Origin of the sequence: Aeromicrobium sp. Sec7.5, from assembly GCF_036867135.1 — a bacterium.
In the GTDB taxonomy this organism is placed as follows: domain Bacteria; phylum Actinomycetota; class Actinomycetes; order Propionibacteriales; family Nocardioidaceae; genus Aeromicrobium.
This window is the reverse complement of record NZ_JBAJIJ010000001.1, coordinates 1,973,209-1,987,473: the sequence shown is the minus strand read 5'-3', so window position 1 is coordinate 1,987,473 and position 14,265 is coordinate 1,973,209. Positions and strand designations below refer to the sequence as shown.

The following is a 14,265-nucleotide window of genomic DNA, read 5'->3' as shown; positions in this document are numbered from 1 at the left end:
ATGGCAGCGTCGGTACGAGAGCTACGCGCGAAGATCAGGTCGACCCAGGCGACCAAGAAGATCACGCGTGCCATGGAGCTCATCGCCGCGTCGCGCATCATCAAGGCGCAGCAGCACGCGGCGGCGGCAGCGCCGTACGCGCGTGAGCTGACCCGGGCGGTCTCGGCGGTGGCGACGTTCTCGAACGTCGACCACCCGCTGACGACCGAGAAGGAGAACCCGACCCGCGCCGCGGTGCTCGTCATCACGAGTGATCGCGGCCTGGCCGGCTCCTACTCCTCGAGCGTGCTCAAGGAGACCGAGCGCCTGGCGGAGAAGCTGCGCGGTGAGGGCAAGGAGATCGACTTCTACCTCGCCGGTCGCAAGTCGGTGGCCTACTTCAAGTTCCGCGACATCGATCACGTGACGTCGTGGACGGGCTTTTCCGACAAGCCGCAGTACGAGGACGCGCGCACGATCGGCGAGGCCCTCGTCCAGGCGTTCGCCGAGGGTGAGGACATCGAGTCCGACGCCCACAGCGAGGTCGAGGTCCGACCGGTCGACGAGCTGCACGTCGTCTTCACCCGCTTCAAGTCGATGCTGACGCAGGAGCCCGACGTGATCCGTCTGCTCCCGCTCGAGGTCGTCGAGGGCACGGAGGCCCCCGAGGAGCACGAGCTGCTTCCGCTGTACGAGTTCGAGCCCTCGGCCCACGAGGTCCTCGACGCGCTGCTGCCGAAGTACGTCAACAGCCGCATCTACTACTGCCTGCTCCAGGCGGCCGCCTCCGAGCTCGCGGCCCGCCAGAAGGCCATGAAGTCCGCGACCGACAACGCGCAGGACCTCATCGAGAAGTACACCCGAACTGCCAACCAGGCCCGCCAGGCTGGCATTACCCAGGAGATCAGCGAGATCGTGGGTGGCGCTAACGCGCTCGCCGACGCCGCCGCTGGTCAGGAGTGAGAGAACATGACTGCCACCGTTGAAGAGAAGACCACGCCCGCCACGGGTGCCACCGGTCGGGTCGCGCGCGTCATCGGCCCGGTCCTCGACATCGAGTTCCCCTCGGACCAGATGCCCGAGATCTACAACGCCCTCCTGGTCGACACCGAGGTCGCCGGCACCAAGGAGACCTTGACGCTCGAGGTCGCCCTGCACATCGGTGACGGCCTGGTCCGCGCGATCAGCCTGCGTCCCACCGACGGTGTCGTGCGCGGCACGCCGGTCATCGACACCGGCGGACCGATCTCGGTCCCGGTCGGCGACCGCACGCTCGGCAAGGTGTTCACCACCACCGGTCAGGTCATGAACCTGGAGGAGGGTGAGGAGCTCGAGGTCGGCGAGACCTGGGGCATCCACCGCAAGGCTCCGGCCTTCGACCAGCTCGAGGCCAAGACCGAGATGTTCCAGACCGGCATCAAGGTCATCGACCTGCTGACGCCGTACGTGCTCGGCGGCAAGATCGGCCTGTTCGGTGGTGCCGGAGTCGGCAAGACCGTGCTGATCCAGGAGATGATCGCCCGCGTCGCCAAGGACCACGACGGCGTGTCGGTGTTCGCCGGCGTCGGTGAGCGCACCCGTGAGGGCAACGACCTCATCGCCGAGATGGAGGAGGCGGGCGTCCTCGACAAGGTGGCGCTGGTCTTCGGCCAGATGGACGAGCCGCCGGGAGCGCGTCTGCGCGTCGCCCTGTCCGCGCTGACGATGGCGGAGTACTTCCGCGACGTGCAGAAGCAGGACGTGCTGCTGTTCATCGACAACATCTTCCGGTTCACGCAGGCCGGCTCGGAGGTCTCCACGCTGCTCGGCCGCATGCCGTCCGCCGTGGGCTACCAGCCGACCCTGGCCGACGAGATGGGTGTGCTCCAGGAGCGCATCACCTCGACGCGTGGTCACTCGATCACCTCGCTGCAGGCGATCTACGTGCCGGCCGACGACTACACCGACCCGGCGCCGGCCACGACGTTCGCGCACCTGGACGCCACGACCGAGCTCAACCGTGAGATCGCGTCGATGGGCATCTACCCGGCCGTCGACCCGCTGACGTCGACGTCGCGAATCCTCGACCCGCGCTACATCGCCGACGACCACTACCAGACGGCGAACCGCGTCAAGAGCATCCTGCAGCGCAACAAGGAGCTCCAGGACATCATCGCGATCCTCGGTGTCGACGAGCTCAGCGAGGAGGACAAGACGATCGTCTCGCGCGCCCGTCGCATCCAGCGCTTCCTCAGCCAGAACACCTACGTCGCCAAGCAGTTCACGGGGATCGAGGGCTCGACCGTCCCGCTCGACGAGACGATCGACGGCTTCACGAAGATCTGTGACGGCGACTACGACCACGTGGCCGAGCAGGCCTTCTTCATGTGTGGCGGTCTGGAAGACGTCGACGCGAAGTGGGCCGAGATCCAGAAGAGCTTCTGATGGCAGGCACGTTGCAGGTCGAGCTCGTCGCGGCCGACCGCGTCGTGTGGTCGGGCGAGGCCGTGCGCGTCCTCGCCCGCACCGCCTCGGGTGACCTCGGTGTGCTCGCCAACCACGCGCCGCTGCTGTCGGTGCTCGTGCCGGGCGTCGTCGAGATCGAGGCCACCGGCGGCGAGCGCCTGCGGGCGGCCGTCGGCGACGGCTTCCTCTCGGTGGCCGACAACCGCGTGTCGATCCTGAGCGAGGACACCTTCCTCGCCGACGAGATCGTGGAGTCCGACGCGCGCGCCGAGCTCGAACAGGCGAAGTCGGACGGCGACGACCTCGCCGCCCAGCGCGCCGAGGCCAAGCTGCGCGTGCTGCAGCGTTCCTGACGACGACGCGGGAGGGAGAAGGCGCACATGCCGCTCTGGCTGTGGCTGGTCGACTCCCTCCTGCTCGTCATCGTGCTGCTGGCCCTCGTGGTCGTGCGGCGTCGCTCGATCGAGCGGCGCTCCGGCGCGTTCGAGCTCACGATCAGCCGCCGGGCCTCGGGCGCGGCAGGCTGGTCGATCGGCACCGCGGTCTACCACGACGACCACCTGGAGTGGTACCGCACCTTCTCGCTCGCGTGGCGGCCGTCGGTCGTGCTGCCGCGACGCGGGGTCGAGATCACGGGTCGCCGCCATCCCGACACGGCCGAGTCGCACGTGCTCGCGCCCGGGACGATCGTGGTCGATCTGGTGAGCACCGAGGGCCGACTCCGGCTCTCGCTGGCGCCCCCGGCTCTCACGGGCCTGTTGTCGTGGCTGGAGTCGTCACCCCCCGGTCGCGGCATCAACACCGTTCTCTGAACGCGGGTCCTTGACGACTTCTCGCCGGTCGAGGCAGGATCGTCAGATCGTCGGGACACCGACGACTCGTTCCAGCTGGGGGAGAAGTCGCATGGTCAAGAAGCTCATCGTCGCCGCCGTCGTCGCGGTCGTTCCGGTCCTGGGCGTCGCCGCCCCGGCAGACGCCGCCCCCAAGAAGCCGGGTGGCGTCGTCACCCAGGCCATCGACTGGCACTGACACCTGCACTCCGACACCCGCCTCCCGACTCCGGGAGGCGGGTGTCGCTGCGTGCGGGCCCGTTCTGCTCACAGTCATCTGCGCGGGCGCGTGAGGAAGGTTTGACGCAACTGGCACGCGGGGGAACGACTGGCGACACGGCGGGTTCCGAGGATCGGTACGACCGATTCGCCCCGAGGAGCCCGCATGACCGCCATCCAGCAACAGCCCCCCGTGACCGACACCGCGTCGTCGACCGCACCCTTGCGACGGCGGTGGATCCGAGACTGGAGACCCGAGGACGAGACCTTCTGGTCGTCGACCGGCGCCCGTGTCGCACGGCGCAACCTCGCGTGGTCGATCTTCGCCGAGCACCTCGGCTTCTCCGTCTGGCTCATCTGGAGCGTGAGCTCGGCGTTCCTGGTGTCGCAGGGCTTCTCGTTCTCACCTGAGCAGCTGTTCTTCCTGGTCGCGATCCCGAACCTGGTCGGCTCGCTTCTGCGGGTCCCGTACACGCTGGCGGTGCCGAGGTTCGGCGGGCGCAACTGGACCATGGTCAGCGCGGCTCTGCTCCTGGTGCCCACTCTCGGGTTCGCCTACGCCGTGACGCAGCCCGGCACGCCGTACTGGGCGTTCTGCCTCATCGCGGCGACGGCCGGGATCGGCGGCGGCAACTTCGCGTCCTCGATGGCGAACATCAACTTCTTCTACCCGCCCGCCAAGAAGGGTGCCGCCCTCGGCCTCAACGCGGCTGGCGGCAACCTGGGTGTCGCCCTGATCCAGTTCCTGCTGCCCGTCATTGTCGGAGGTGCCGGGATCTTCGGCCTCGTGAAAGCGAGCGAGGGCGGCATTCACCTGGAGCGTGCGGCGTGGCTGTACGCCGCCCTCGCGGTCGTGGCGACGCTCGGCGCATTCTTCTTCATGGACAATCTCGAGGGTGTCGAGTCGCGTCCCCGCGAGCAGCTCGGCGTCATCACGCACCGTCCGATCCAGGTCATGTCGCTGCTCTACATCGGCACGTTCGGCTCGTTCATCGGCTACTCCGCCGCGATGCCGCTGTTGATCAAGCTCAACTTCTGGCGGCAGCCCGTCCCGGGCGTCGAGGGCATCGGCATCAACTTCGTGTTCTACGCCTTCCTCGGGGCGCTCGTGGGTTCGGCCACCCGGCCGATCGGCGGTCGGCTGGCCGATCGGTTCGGTGGAGCCCGGGTCACGCTCGTCGCATTCATCGGCATCATCGCGTCGACGCTCCTGGTCCTGGTGACCTTGAGTCGCCTGCAGACCCTGCCCGCGCCACCGACACCGGACCAGCTCGCCACGATCGCGGCCGATCCTGCGGCGTTCCAGTTTCCCGACGCGGTGCGGTCGGCGGTCGAGACCAATGCCGCCGTCTTCCCCTGGTTCCTGGCCGCGTTCCTGCTGGTCTTCGTGTTCAGCGGCATGGGAAACGGCTCGACCTACAAGATGATCCCGTCGATCTTCCGCCGCGACGCCGAGCACGCGACGAGCCCGGGCACGCCGGAGCGTGACGTCGCCCTCCGTGCAGAGGGCAAGCGTTCCTCGGCGGCCCTGGGCATCGTCGGCGCGATCGGCGCGATCGGGGGCTTCCTGATCCCCATCACGTTCAACAGCCCCTGGGTCAGCGACCCGCTCTCGGCAACCAAGACGGCCTTCTGGATCTTCACGGCCTTCTACGTCGTGTGTGCCGCCGTGACGTGGGCGGTCTTCCTGCGCAGGTCCGCCTCGCTCTACCGGGACGTCTGAGTGACCGACACCCACTGCCCGTACTGCAGCCTCCAGTGCGGCATGACCCTCGTCCGCGAGGGGCGCACCCTGGCGGTGCAGGCCCGCGAGGACTTCCCGGTCAACGAGGGTGCGCTGTGCCGCAAGGGCTGGACCGCGACAGGGCTCCGCAGCTCGCGCGAGCGGCTCACGACGCCGCTCGTGCGGGACCGGGCCACGGACGCGTGGACGGCCGTGTCGTGGGACGAAGCCCTCGACGTGGTGGCGGGCCGGCTCGCGGTGATCCGCGACGAGCACGGCGCCGACGCGAACGCGGTGTTCGGCGGCGGGGGACTGACCAACGAGAAGGCGTACCAGCTGGGCAAGCTCGCACGGGTCGCTCTCGGCACGCGGATGATCGACTACAACGGCCGTTGGTGCATGTCGTCGGCCGCGAGCGCCGGCAATCAGGCGTTCGGCGTCGACCGAGGGCTGCCGTTCCCGTTGGCCGACGTCGAGCAGGCCGACGTCGTGGTCCTCGTGGGATCCAACATCGCCGAGACCATGCCGCCGGCGGTGCGCCATCTCGACCGTGCCCGGGAGCGCGGTGCGCACGTCGTGGTGGTCGACCCGCGGCGGACGCTCACGGCCGATCGCGCCGACATGCACGTGCAGCCCGTGCCGGGCACCGACCTGCCGCTCGCCTTGGGGCTGCTGCACCTCGTTGACGCCGCCGGGGGAGTCGACGAGAAGTACGTCGCCACACGGACGTCGGGCTTCGACGACGTTCGTTCCGCAGCGGCGGCGTGGTGGCCCGAGCGTGTCGAGCGCGTGACCGGAATCGCCGTCGCGCAGCTGCGAGAGCTCGCGACTCTCCTCATGAGCTCGCCCCGCGTCATGGTCATGACGGCCCGAGGGGCCGAGCAGCACGCCGATGGCACCGCCACGGTGCTCGCGTGGGTCAACCTCTCGCTCGCGCTGGGACTTCCGGGGCGGCCCTTCGCGGGGTACGGCTGCCTCACGGGCCAGGGCAATGGCCAGGGCGGCCGTGAGCACGGCCAGAAGGCCGACCAGCTTCCCGGCTACCGCATGATCGACGACCCGGCCGCCCGGGCCCACGTTGCCGGTGTCTGGGGCGTCGAGGCCGACAGCCTGCCCGGCAAGGGGCTCTCGGCGTACGAGCTGCTCATGAGCCTGGGCACCGACGGCGGGCCGCGCAGCCTGCTCGTGCTGGGCTCGAACATTGCCGTGTCGGCGCCTCACACCGCGCGCGTCGCCGAGCGTCTCGCGGCCCTCGACCTGCTGGTCGTGGCCGACATCGTCATGAGCGAGACCGCAGCCCTGGCCGACGTCGTGCTGCCCGTGACGCAGTGGGCCGAGGAGACCGGCACCATGACCAATCTCGAGGGCCGGGTCATCCTGCGGCAGCAGGCCGTCACGCCGCCCGATGGCGTGCGGTCCGACCTCGAGCTGATGGCCGGCATCGCCGAGCGTCTCGGCGCGGCGTCGACGTGGTCGACCGACCCCGAGGAGGTCTTCGACGAGCTCCGCCGGGCGAGTGCCGGCGGCCGGGCCGACTACGCGGGCATCGGCTACGCGCGCATCCGCGCCGAGGACGGGGTCTTCTGGCCGTGCCCCGATGCCGACCATCCCGGGACCCCGCGCCTGTTCGAGGAGTCGTTCTTCCACGCGGACGGCCTGGCCCGTTTCGTCGCGGTCGACCACACGGGCCCCGTCGAGCCGGTCGACGGCGAGTTCCCGGTGCACCTGACCACCGGGCGCGTGCTGGCCCAGTACCAGTCGGGAGCGCAGACGCGGCGGATCAAGGACCTGCCCGACACGGGGCCGTTCGTCGAGCTGCACCCGTTCTTGGCCCTTCGTGTCGGTGCTCACGACGGCGACCCGGTCTCGGTCCGCACGCGGCGCGGCGTCCTGCGGGCCCCGGCGCGGGTCGTCGAGACGATCCGACCCGACACGGTCTTCGTCCCGTTCCACTGGGTCGGTGCCAACCGGCTCACGTCGGACGCGCTCGATCCCTCCAGCGGGATGCCCGAGTTCAAGGTGTGCGCCGCCGAGGTGACGACATGAGGACCGTCGTCGTCGGCAACGGGATGGCGGCCGTGGCCCTCGTGGAACGGCTCGTCCAGCACGGTGTCACGGGCGTGACCGTGCTGGGCGAGGAGACCTGCTCTCCGTACAACCGCATCCTGCTGTCAGCGGTGCTCGAGGGCTCCCACCGTCCCGGGGCGATCTCGCTGCGCAGCCCGAGCTGGTACGCGGCGCACGCCGTCGGCCTGCGTCTGGGCGCCGGCGTCGTCGCGATCCACCGGAGCGCGCAGGAGGTCGAGCTCACCGACGGCGAGCGGGTGCCCTACGACCGGCTCGTGCTGGCGATCGGCAGCATCCCCGAGCTCCCGCCGATCCGGGGCCTGGTCGATGCCGACGGGGTGATGGACGAGCGCGTGCACGCGTTCCGCACCCTGGCCGACTGCGACCGCCTGATCGCGGCCGCGTCGAGTGCTTCGAGTGCGCTGATCGTCGGCGGCGGCCTGCTCGGACTTCAGGTCGCCCGGGCGCTCGGCGTCCGGGGGATGCGCGCCGAGCTCGTCGAGGTCGGCGACCACGTCCTGCGCCACCAGGTCGACTCCCAGGCCGGCCGCATCCTGGCGCGCAGCCTCGAGCAGCTCGGCACGGCGGTCTACGTCGGCGTCCGCGCGACCCGGCTGACCCCGTCCGGGCTGCGGCTCGACAACGGCTACGAGCTCGACGCCGATCTCGTGGTGCTCACCGCGGGCAGCCGCCCCCGCATCCGCCTGGCCAGTGCGGCCAGCCTGGTCACGGGGCGTGGCATCGTCGTCGACGACACGCTCGCGACGTCCGACCCGCACATCTTCGCGATCGGTGACTGCGCCGAGCACTCCGGCCGCACCCCCGGTCTCGTCCCGCCCGCGTGGGAGCAGGCCCGGATCCTGGGCGACCGGTTCGCCGGTTCACCCGCGACCTACACGGGTCACCGCACCGTCGCGCGCCTGCGGGCGACCGACCTGGACGTCGCGGTCTTGGGGGAGCCCGAGACCGCCCAGGGCCAGGTCGTCCAGGTGTCCAACCCGGTGACCGGCACGCACAAGAAGCTCGTCGTCGACGGGGGAGTCATCGTCGCGGCGACGTTGGTCGGTGACCTCTCCCGGATCGGCCTGATCACGCAAGCCTTCGACCAGCGCACGGTCCTCGCGGCGGGCGAGCCGGGCGAGCTCCTGATGACCCCCCGCCCCTCGGCGCCACCCGAGCTGCCCGACGACGCTGAGGTCTGCGCGTGCGCCGGGGTCAGCGTCGGCCGCATCCGGGCGTGCTCCTCGCTCGAGGAGCTGCGCGAGAGCACCCGGGCCACGACCGGCTGCGGTGGTTGCCTCTCGACCTGCACGAACCTCCTGTCTCAACTGGTGAAGGGATGAAACCGATGAGTCCACACCTGCGCAAGCGCCTCGTCGTGATCGGCCACGGAATGGTCGGCCACCGATTCGTGCAAGCCGCGGTCGAACGCGGACTGTCCGAGACGTACGACATCGTCGTCCTCGGCGCGGAGTCGCGTGCGGCCTACGACCGTGTCGCGTTGACGTCGTTCTTCGAGGTCGGGGCCGACAGCCTCAGCCTCCTGCCGTCCGGCGACTACGAGGACCCCCGCGTCACGCTGCGGCTCGGCGCGAACGTCGCCGGGCTCGACCTCGAGTCTCGCACCGTCACGCTCGACGACGGGGAGACGGTCGGCTACGACGAGCTCGTGCTCGCGACCGGATCGGCACCCTTCGTCCCACCCGTGCCGGGCCACGACCTCGAGGGTGCGTTCGTCTACCGCACGATCGAGGACCTCGAGGCCATCCGGGACGCGGCAGCCGGCGCGAGCACCGGCGTCGTGATCGGCGGCGGTCTGCTGGGTCTCGAGGCCGCCAACGCACTGCGCCAGCTCGGCCTCGACACCCACGTCGTCGAGATGAACCCGCGCCTGATGTCGGCGCAGGTCGACGAGGCCGGCGGGCGCATCCTGGGCCGCCACGTCGAGAAGCTCGGCCTCACGATCCACACGGGCGTTGCGACGGAGCGGATCGAGGGTGGGCGCGTCGAGGGCGAGGAGCGCGTCACGGGCATCACGTTCGCCGGTGGCGAGACCGTGCCGCTCGAGGTCGTCGTGTTCTCCGCCGGCGTCCGGCCCCGCGACCAGCTCGCGCGGCAGGCCGGGCTCGTCGTGGCCGAGCGTGGCGGTGTCGCGGTCGACGACCAGCTCCGCACGAGCGATCCGCACGTCTGGGCCATTGGCGAGTGCGCGGCGCACCAGGGTCGCATGTACGGTCTCGTGGCGCCGGGCTACACCATGGCGGAGATCGCGGTCGACGCACTGCTCGACGGCGGAGGCACGTTCACGGGCGCCGACATGTCCACCAAGCTCAAGCTCCTCGGGGTCGACGTGGCGAGCTTCGGCGACGCCCACGGCACCACTGACGGCAGCATCGACCTCGTGTTCTCCGACGCCGTGGCCGGGATCTACAAGAAGCTCGTCATCAGCGGCGACGGCCGCCACCTGCTCGGCGGCGTGCTGGTGGGGGACGCCAGCGCCTACGGCACCCTCCGTGCCATGGTGTCGAGCCGGATCGAGCTGCCGGCGAACCCCGAGGAGCTCATCCTCCCCGCCTCCAGCGGGGCGCCCGCCATCGCGCTGCCGGACGAGGCCGTCGTGTGCTCCTGCAACACCGTCACGAAGGGCGACATCGAGGGCGCGGTCGAGGGTGGCTGCGAGTCCGCGGCCTGCGTCACGACGTGCACGACCGCCGGGTCGACCTGCGGCTCCTGCAAGCCGCAGGTCAAGAAGATCGTCGAGGACTACTTCGCGTCGCAGGGCAAGGTCGTCGACCGCTCGCTGTGCGAGCACTTCGCGATGACACGGTCCGAGCTCTTCGACGTCGTGCTCGTCCACGGCTACCGCACGTTCGACGAGATCGTGCAGGCGCACGGACGCGGCCGGGGGTGCGACGTGTGTCGTCCCGTCGTCGCCAGCGTGCTGGCGAGCCAGCTCAACGGTCACGTCCTGGCCCCTGGGCGGCGCACGCTGCAGGACACCAACGATGCCTTCCTGGCCAACATCCAGCGCAACGGCACCTACTCGGTCGTGCCGCGCATCCCGGGGGGCGAGATCACGCCGGAGAAGCTCATCGTGATCGGTGAGGTGGCCCGGGACTTCGGGCTCTACACGAAGATCACCGGCGGGCAGCGGATCGACCTCTTCGGCGCCCGCACGGAGCAGCTGCCTGCGATCTGGAAACGGCTCGTCGACGCCGGCTTCGAGTCAGGGCACGCGTACGGCAAGGCCCTGCGCACCGTGAAGTCGTGCGTCGGGTCGACGTGGTGCCGCTTCGGCGTGCAGGACTCCGTCGCGATGGCGATCGCACTGGAGCTGCGGTACCGCGGCCTCCGCTCGCCGCACAAGCTCAAGGGTGGCGTCTCGGGATGTGCCCGGGAGTGCGCCGAGGCGCGCGGCAAGGACTTTGGGGTGATCGCGACCGAGAAGGGCTGGAACCTTTACGTGGGCGGCAACGGGGGCGCCGTGCCGGCCCACGCCCAGCTGCTCGCCGGTGACCTGGACGACGACCAGCTCGTGCGCTTGATCGACCGGTACCTCATGTACTACATCCGCACGGCCGACCGCCTGCAGCGCACGTCGACGTGGATCGACAGCCTGGAGGGCGGGCTCGACCGTGTGCGCGAGGTCGTCGTCGACGACGCCCTGGGACTGGGCACCGAGCTGGAGGAGGCGATGGCGCGTCACGTTGATACCTACGTCGACGAGTGGAAGGCCACGATCGAGGACCCGGAGAAGGTGCGCCGGTTCGTCTCGTTCATCAACGCGCCCGACACCCCCGACCCGAACATCAGCTTCGGCAGCACGCGCGACCAGATCGTGCCGGAGGCCAGCACGGGCCCGGTCTCGTTGGGGAGCTCGATCCCGGTGGGTCGGCCGTGACCGCCCCGTCCACGCAGCGGCTCGTCGCGATCTGCCGTCTGGACGACATCGACCCCGAGGGCGGGGTCGCGGCCCTGGTCGGTGGGGAGGTCGTCGCGGTCTTCCGCACGTACGCCGACGAGGTGCTCGCCCTGGACAACTACGATCCGTTCGGTCGTGCCTCGGTCCTGTCGCGCGGCATCGTGGGCACACGCGGCGACCGCGATGTCGTGGCGTCGCCCCTGCACAAGCAGGTGTTCGACCTCCGGACGGGGGTGTGCCTCGACGACGAGACCGTGCGAGTGGCCGTGCATCCGGTCGTGGTGCGTGACGGGGTGGTGCACGTCGAGATCGCTCCCGCGTGACGTGTCGGCCCGCCAACGCCGACGGCTCAGGGGGCGAGCATGACCTCGACGAGCATCCCCGCCTCGACGCGGCTGATGTCGGCGGGAACCACGGCCCAGGCGTCGGCGTGCGCGAGGGACCCCACGAGGTGGGACCCGGAGTGGCCGGCGGACGCCGGCCGGACGGTCCAGGCGGCCGGGTCGGTCGTGTCGAGCACGACCGGGACGTACTGGCGCCGGTCCGGCGGTGAGGGCCAACCCGTGGCTGCCTGAAGACGCATCGTCCGGTGGGCGGGGCCCGAGCGCCCCTGGAGCGCGAGGAGTGCCGGCCTGACGGAGACCTCCCAGGACGCGGCAGCGCTCACGGGGTTGCCGGGCAGCCCGAACAGCAGCTGCCCGGAGGCGGTGACGCCGAAGCCCTGCGGCTTGCCGGGCTGCATCCGCACCCGGAGGAAGTCCATGAGTCCCGCGCCACCGAGCGCCGACTTCACTACGTCGTGCGCCCCCGTGCCGACCCCGCCCGTCAGGACGATGACGTCGGCCCTCGTGGACAGCTCCCGGATCAGGTCAAGCAGCGCCGCGTCGTCGTCACCGGTCGACCCCAGCTCGACGACCGTGGCGTCGGCGGCTCGCGCGAGCTCGGCCAGCATGGGGCCGTTCGACTCCGGGATCTGTCCGGGCGCCAGGTCCGAACCGTCCGTGACGAGCTCGTCACCGGTCGACAGGATCGCGACGCGAGGGGTGCGGCTGACCTCGACGGTGACGTGTCCCGCGGACAGGGCCGCAGCGACCTGCATCGCCCCCAGGCGCGTGCCGCCGTGCATCAGGAGGTCGCCCGTGGCGACGTCCTCGCCGCGGCCACGGACGTGGCGGCCATGCCCGGACGGCGCCGACAGCACGGTGATGCGCTCCACGCCGGCGTCCAGGCCCTCCCGCGTGTCCTCGAACGGCACCACGGTGTCGGCCTGCGTCGGGATCGCCGCGCCGGTCATGATGCGCACCGCCTGCCCCGGCAGCAGGTCGGGATCGAGCGAGGAACCGGCAGGCACGTCGGCCACGACGTCCAGGGCGACGGGCCGCCCGGGCGCCGCATCGCGGACGTCGGCGAACCGCACCGCGAAGCCGTCCATGCCGGAGTTGTCGAACGTCGGCACGTCGCGGGCGGCCACGACGTCGGCGGCCAGCGTGCGTCCCGCTGCGGAGCGGAGGTCGACCTGCTCGGAGGCGAGCCGAGCCGCAGCGCGCAGGATCCGCTCCTGGTGCTCGTCGACCTCGACCAAGGAGCTGGTGGGCGTCACCGGACCCGCCCCGTCGGGGGTGCCCGGGGTCATGACGGTGCGATCGTGCGTGACGGGTCCGGCATGATCAGCATCATGACACCTCCGACCTTCGATGCGATCGTGCTGGCCGGCGGCCGGGGCTCGCGCCTGGGCGGCATCGACAAGTCCGCGCTGGTGCACCGGGGCTCGACGCTGCTTGAGCACGCACTGGAGGCCGTCACGGACGCCCGGCGCGTCGTGGTGGTCGGTGACCGTCCGCCGGTCGACGGGACGCTTCACACGGTCGAGGACCCGCCCGGAGCAGGTCCGGCCGCGGCGGTGGCGTCTGGGCTCGCGACGCTGGTCGACCCGGCTCCGCTGGTGGCGGTCCTCGCGAGCGACGTGCCCGAGATCGTGGCGGCGTTCGCGCAGCTCCGTGTGCTCGGTGGGCCTGCGGTGGCGATCGACACGACCGGGCGACGCCAGCACCTGCTGGCGCTGTACCCCGGTCCCGAGCTGAAGGCGCGCGCGCAGCGCGGCGCGCAGGAGGGAAGAAGCATGCAGGAGCTCGTCGAGGGCCTGGACGTGCGGGAGGTCCAGGTCGACGTCAGTGACGTCGACCGCCGCGAGGACGCCGCCCGGTTCGGGATCGAGCTGTGACCGACCAGGCCACGGTGCTCGCGTCCTGGGCCGCCGACGTGGGGCGCGAGCTCGGCCTGGACCTCGAGGTCGACGTCGAGGCCGTGCTCGACCTCGCGGGCGACGCCGCGCATGCGGTCGTGCGTCCTGCGGCGCCGCTCACGACGTTCCTGGTGGGCGTCGCGGTCGGTCGCGGCGCGAGTCTCGTCGACGCGATCGAGGCCGTGGGGCGCGTCCTGGCCAGACGCGCGGCGCAGCCGGAGTGAGGGCCTAGGCCTGGCGCTCGCCGCCGGGCACCCACAGGACGTCGCCCGTGCCCGCCGCGTGGTTGGCCACACGGCCCAGGATGAACAGCAGGTCGCTCAGCCGGTTCAGGTACTTCGCGGTGAGCGGGTTCATGGTCTCGCCGTGCTCGTCGATCGCGGCCCACGCCGCACGTTCGGCGCGACGCGTCACGGTGCGGGCGACGTGCAGCTGGGCGGCCGCGCGGGTGCCTCCGGGAAGGATGAACGAGCGCAGCTTCTCGACCTGCTCGTTGTAGGTGTCGCACCACTGCTCGAGCCGCTCGACGTAGTCGGGCTCGACGCGCAGCTGGGGGTACTCGGGGTTCGCCACGATCGGCGCGCCCAGGTCGGCGCCCACGTCGAAGAGGTCGTTCTGCACGTGGGTCAGGACCGTCGCGACGTCGTCGGGCAGCTCGCCGAGCGACTGCACCACCCCGATCTGGCTGTTGGCCTCGTCGACATCGGCGTAGGCCACGAGCCGCAGGTCGTTCTTGGAGGTGCGGCTCATGTCGACCAGTGCGGTCGTGCCGTCGTCGCCGGTGCGCGTGTATATCCGAGTGAGGTTGACCATGTCGTGACAGTAGCCGCGGGGCCGG

14 protein-coding genes are annotated in these 14,265 nt (G+C 70.9%); 12 read left to right on the top strand and 2 right to left on the bottom strand.

Annotated elements, in window-relative coordinates; all coding sequences use genetic code 11:
• The 10 genes from V6S66_RS09945 (at window position 1) to nirD (ending at window position 11,508) form a co-directional block, all read left to right on the top strand.
• A complete protein-coding gene (locus V6S66_RS09945) occupies window positions 1-942 on the top strand; it encodes a F0F1 ATP synthase subunit gamma (protein WP_334206584.1) in 942 nt (313 codons plus the stop codon).
• 6 nt (window positions 943-948) lie between these two features.
• A complete protein-coding gene (gene atpD / locus V6S66_RS09940) occupies window positions 949-2,403 on the top strand; it encodes a F0F1 ATP synthase subunit beta (protein WP_334206583.1) in 1,455 nt (484 codons plus the stop codon).
• Window positions 2,403-2,777, top strand: coding sequence for a F0F1 ATP synthase subunit epsilon (locus tag V6S66_RS09935; protein ID WP_334206582.1), 375 nt, complete (start codon window positions 2,403-2,405; stop codon window positions 2,775-2,777). The genes atpD and V6S66_RS09935 overlap by 1 nt, the downstream gene beginning before the upstream one ends.
• 27 nt (window positions 2,778-2,804) lie before the next feature.
• The gene (locus tag V6S66_RS09930; RefSeq protein WP_334206581.1) at window positions 2,805-3,236 is read left to right on the top strand and encodes a DUF2550 domain-containing protein; all 432 of its coding nucleotides are present in this window, start codon (window positions 2,805-2,807) and stop codon (window positions 3,234-3,236) included.
• A gap of 91 nt (window positions 3,237-3,327) precedes the next feature.
• The gene (locus V6S66_RS09925) at window positions 3,328-3,453 is read left to right on the top strand and encodes a hypothetical protein (RefSeq protein ID WP_334206580.1); all 126 of its coding nucleotides are present in this window, start codon (window positions 3,328-3,330) and stop codon (window positions 3,451-3,453) included.
• 186 nt (window positions 3,454-3,639) lie between these two features.
• Complete coding sequence (locus V6S66_RS09920) at window positions 3,640-5,196, top strand: nitrate/nitrite transporter (RefSeq protein WP_334206579.1); 1,557 nt, start codon at window positions 3,640-3,642, stop codon at window positions 5,194-5,196.
• Window positions 5,197-7,242, top strand: a complete 2,046-nt coding sequence (locus V6S66_RS09915; RefSeq protein WP_334206578.1) for a molybdopterin oxidoreductase family protein — start codon at window positions 5,197-5,199, stop codon at window positions 7,240-7,242.
• Complete coding sequence (locus V6S66_RS09910; protein ID WP_334206577.1) at window positions 7,239-8,606, top strand: FAD-dependent oxidoreductase; 1,368 nt, start codon at window positions 7,239-7,241, stop codon at window positions 8,604-8,606. The genes V6S66_RS09915 and V6S66_RS09910 overlap by 4 nt, the downstream gene beginning before the upstream one ends.
• 5 nt (window positions 8,607-8,611) lie before the next feature.
• A complete protein-coding gene (nirB, locus tag V6S66_RS09905) occupies window positions 8,612-11,164 on the top strand; it encodes a nitrite reductase large subunit NirB (protein WP_334206576.1) in 2,553 nt (850 codons plus the stop codon).
• Window positions 11,161-11,508: a nitrite reductase small subunit NirD gene (gene nirD, locus V6S66_RS09900; RefSeq protein ID WP_334206575.1), complete on the top strand. Its 348-nt coding sequence runs from the start codon at window positions 11,161-11,163 to the stop codon at window positions 11,506-11,508. Before nirB ends, nirD begins: the two co-directional genes overlap by 4 nt.
• A gap of 26 nt (window positions 11,509-11,534) precedes the next feature.
• Here nirD and V6S66_RS09895 read toward each other — a convergent pair whose 3' ends face one another.
• Window positions 11,535-12,818, bottom strand: coding sequence for a molybdopterin molybdotransferase MoeA (locus V6S66_RS09895; protein ID WP_334206574.1), 1,284 nt, complete (start codon window positions 12,816-12,818; stop codon window positions 11,535-11,537).
• 12 nt (window positions 12,819-12,830) lie between these two features.
• Between V6S66_RS09895 and mobA the strand changes: the two genes are divergently transcribed.
• On the top strand, window positions 12,831-13,406 hold the full coding sequence (gene mobA / locus V6S66_RS09890; protein ID WP_334206573.1) for a molybdenum cofactor guanylyltransferase: 576 nt from the start codon (window positions 12,831-12,833) through the stop codon (window positions 13,404-13,406).
• Window positions 13,403-13,651: a DUF6457 domain-containing protein gene (locus V6S66_RS09885; protein WP_334206572.1), complete on the top strand. Its 249-nt coding sequence runs from the start codon at window positions 13,403-13,405 to the stop codon at window positions 13,649-13,651. The genes mobA and V6S66_RS09885 overlap by 4 nt, the downstream gene beginning before the upstream one ends.
• 4 nt (window positions 13,652-13,655) lie before the next feature.
• On the opposite strand, the gene V6S66_RS09880 is transcribed toward V6S66_RS09885, so the two are convergent.
• Window positions 13,656-14,240, bottom strand: a complete 585-nt coding sequence (locus V6S66_RS09880; RefSeq protein WP_334206571.1) for a cob(I)yrinic acid a,c-diamide adenosyltransferase — start codon at window positions 14,238-14,240, stop codon at window positions 13,656-13,658.
• Window positions 14,241-14,265 lie beyond the last annotated feature (25 nt).

Excerpts from the sequence above, each read along its gene's own strand:
- V6S66_RS09945 (WP_334206584.1), top strand. The coding sequence starts at position 1 with ATGGCAGCGTCGGTACGAGAGCTACGCGCGAAGATCAGGTCGACCCAG.
- atpD (WP_334206583.1), top strand. The coding sequence starts at position 949 with ATGACTGCCACCGTTGAAGAGAAGACCACGCCCGCCACGGGTGCCACC.
- V6S66_RS09935 (WP_334206582.1), top strand. The coding sequence starts at position 2,403 with ATGGCAGGCACGTTGCAGGTCGAGCTCGTCGCGGCCGACCGCGTCGTG.
- V6S66_RS09930 (WP_334206581.1), top strand. The coding sequence starts at position 2,805 with ATGCCGCTCTGGCTGTGGCTGGTCGACTCCCTCCTGCTCGTCATCGTG.
- V6S66_RS09925 (WP_334206580.1), top strand. The coding sequence starts at position 3,328 with ATGGTCAAGAAGCTCATCGTCGCCGCCGTCGTCGCGGTCGTTCCGGTC.
- V6S66_RS09920 (WP_334206579.1), top strand. The coding sequence starts at position 3,640 with ATGACCGCCATCCAGCAACAGCCCCCCGTGACCGACACCGCGTCGTCG.
- V6S66_RS09910 (WP_334206577.1), top strand. The coding sequence starts at position 7,239 with ATGAGGACCGTCGTCGTCGGCAACGGGATGGCGGCCGTGGCCCTCGTG.
- nirB (WP_334206576.1), top strand. The coding sequence starts at position 8,612 with ATGAGTCCACACCTGCGCAAGCGCCTCGTCGTGATCGGCCACGGAATG.
- V6S66_RS09895 (WP_334206574.1), bottom strand. The coding sequence starts at position 12,818 with ATGACCCCGGGCACCCCCGACGGGGCGGGTCCGGTGACGCCCACCAGC.
- V6S66_RS09880 (WP_334206571.1), bottom strand. The coding sequence starts at position 14,240 with ATGGTCAACCTCACTCGGATATACACGCGCACCGGCGACGACGGCACG.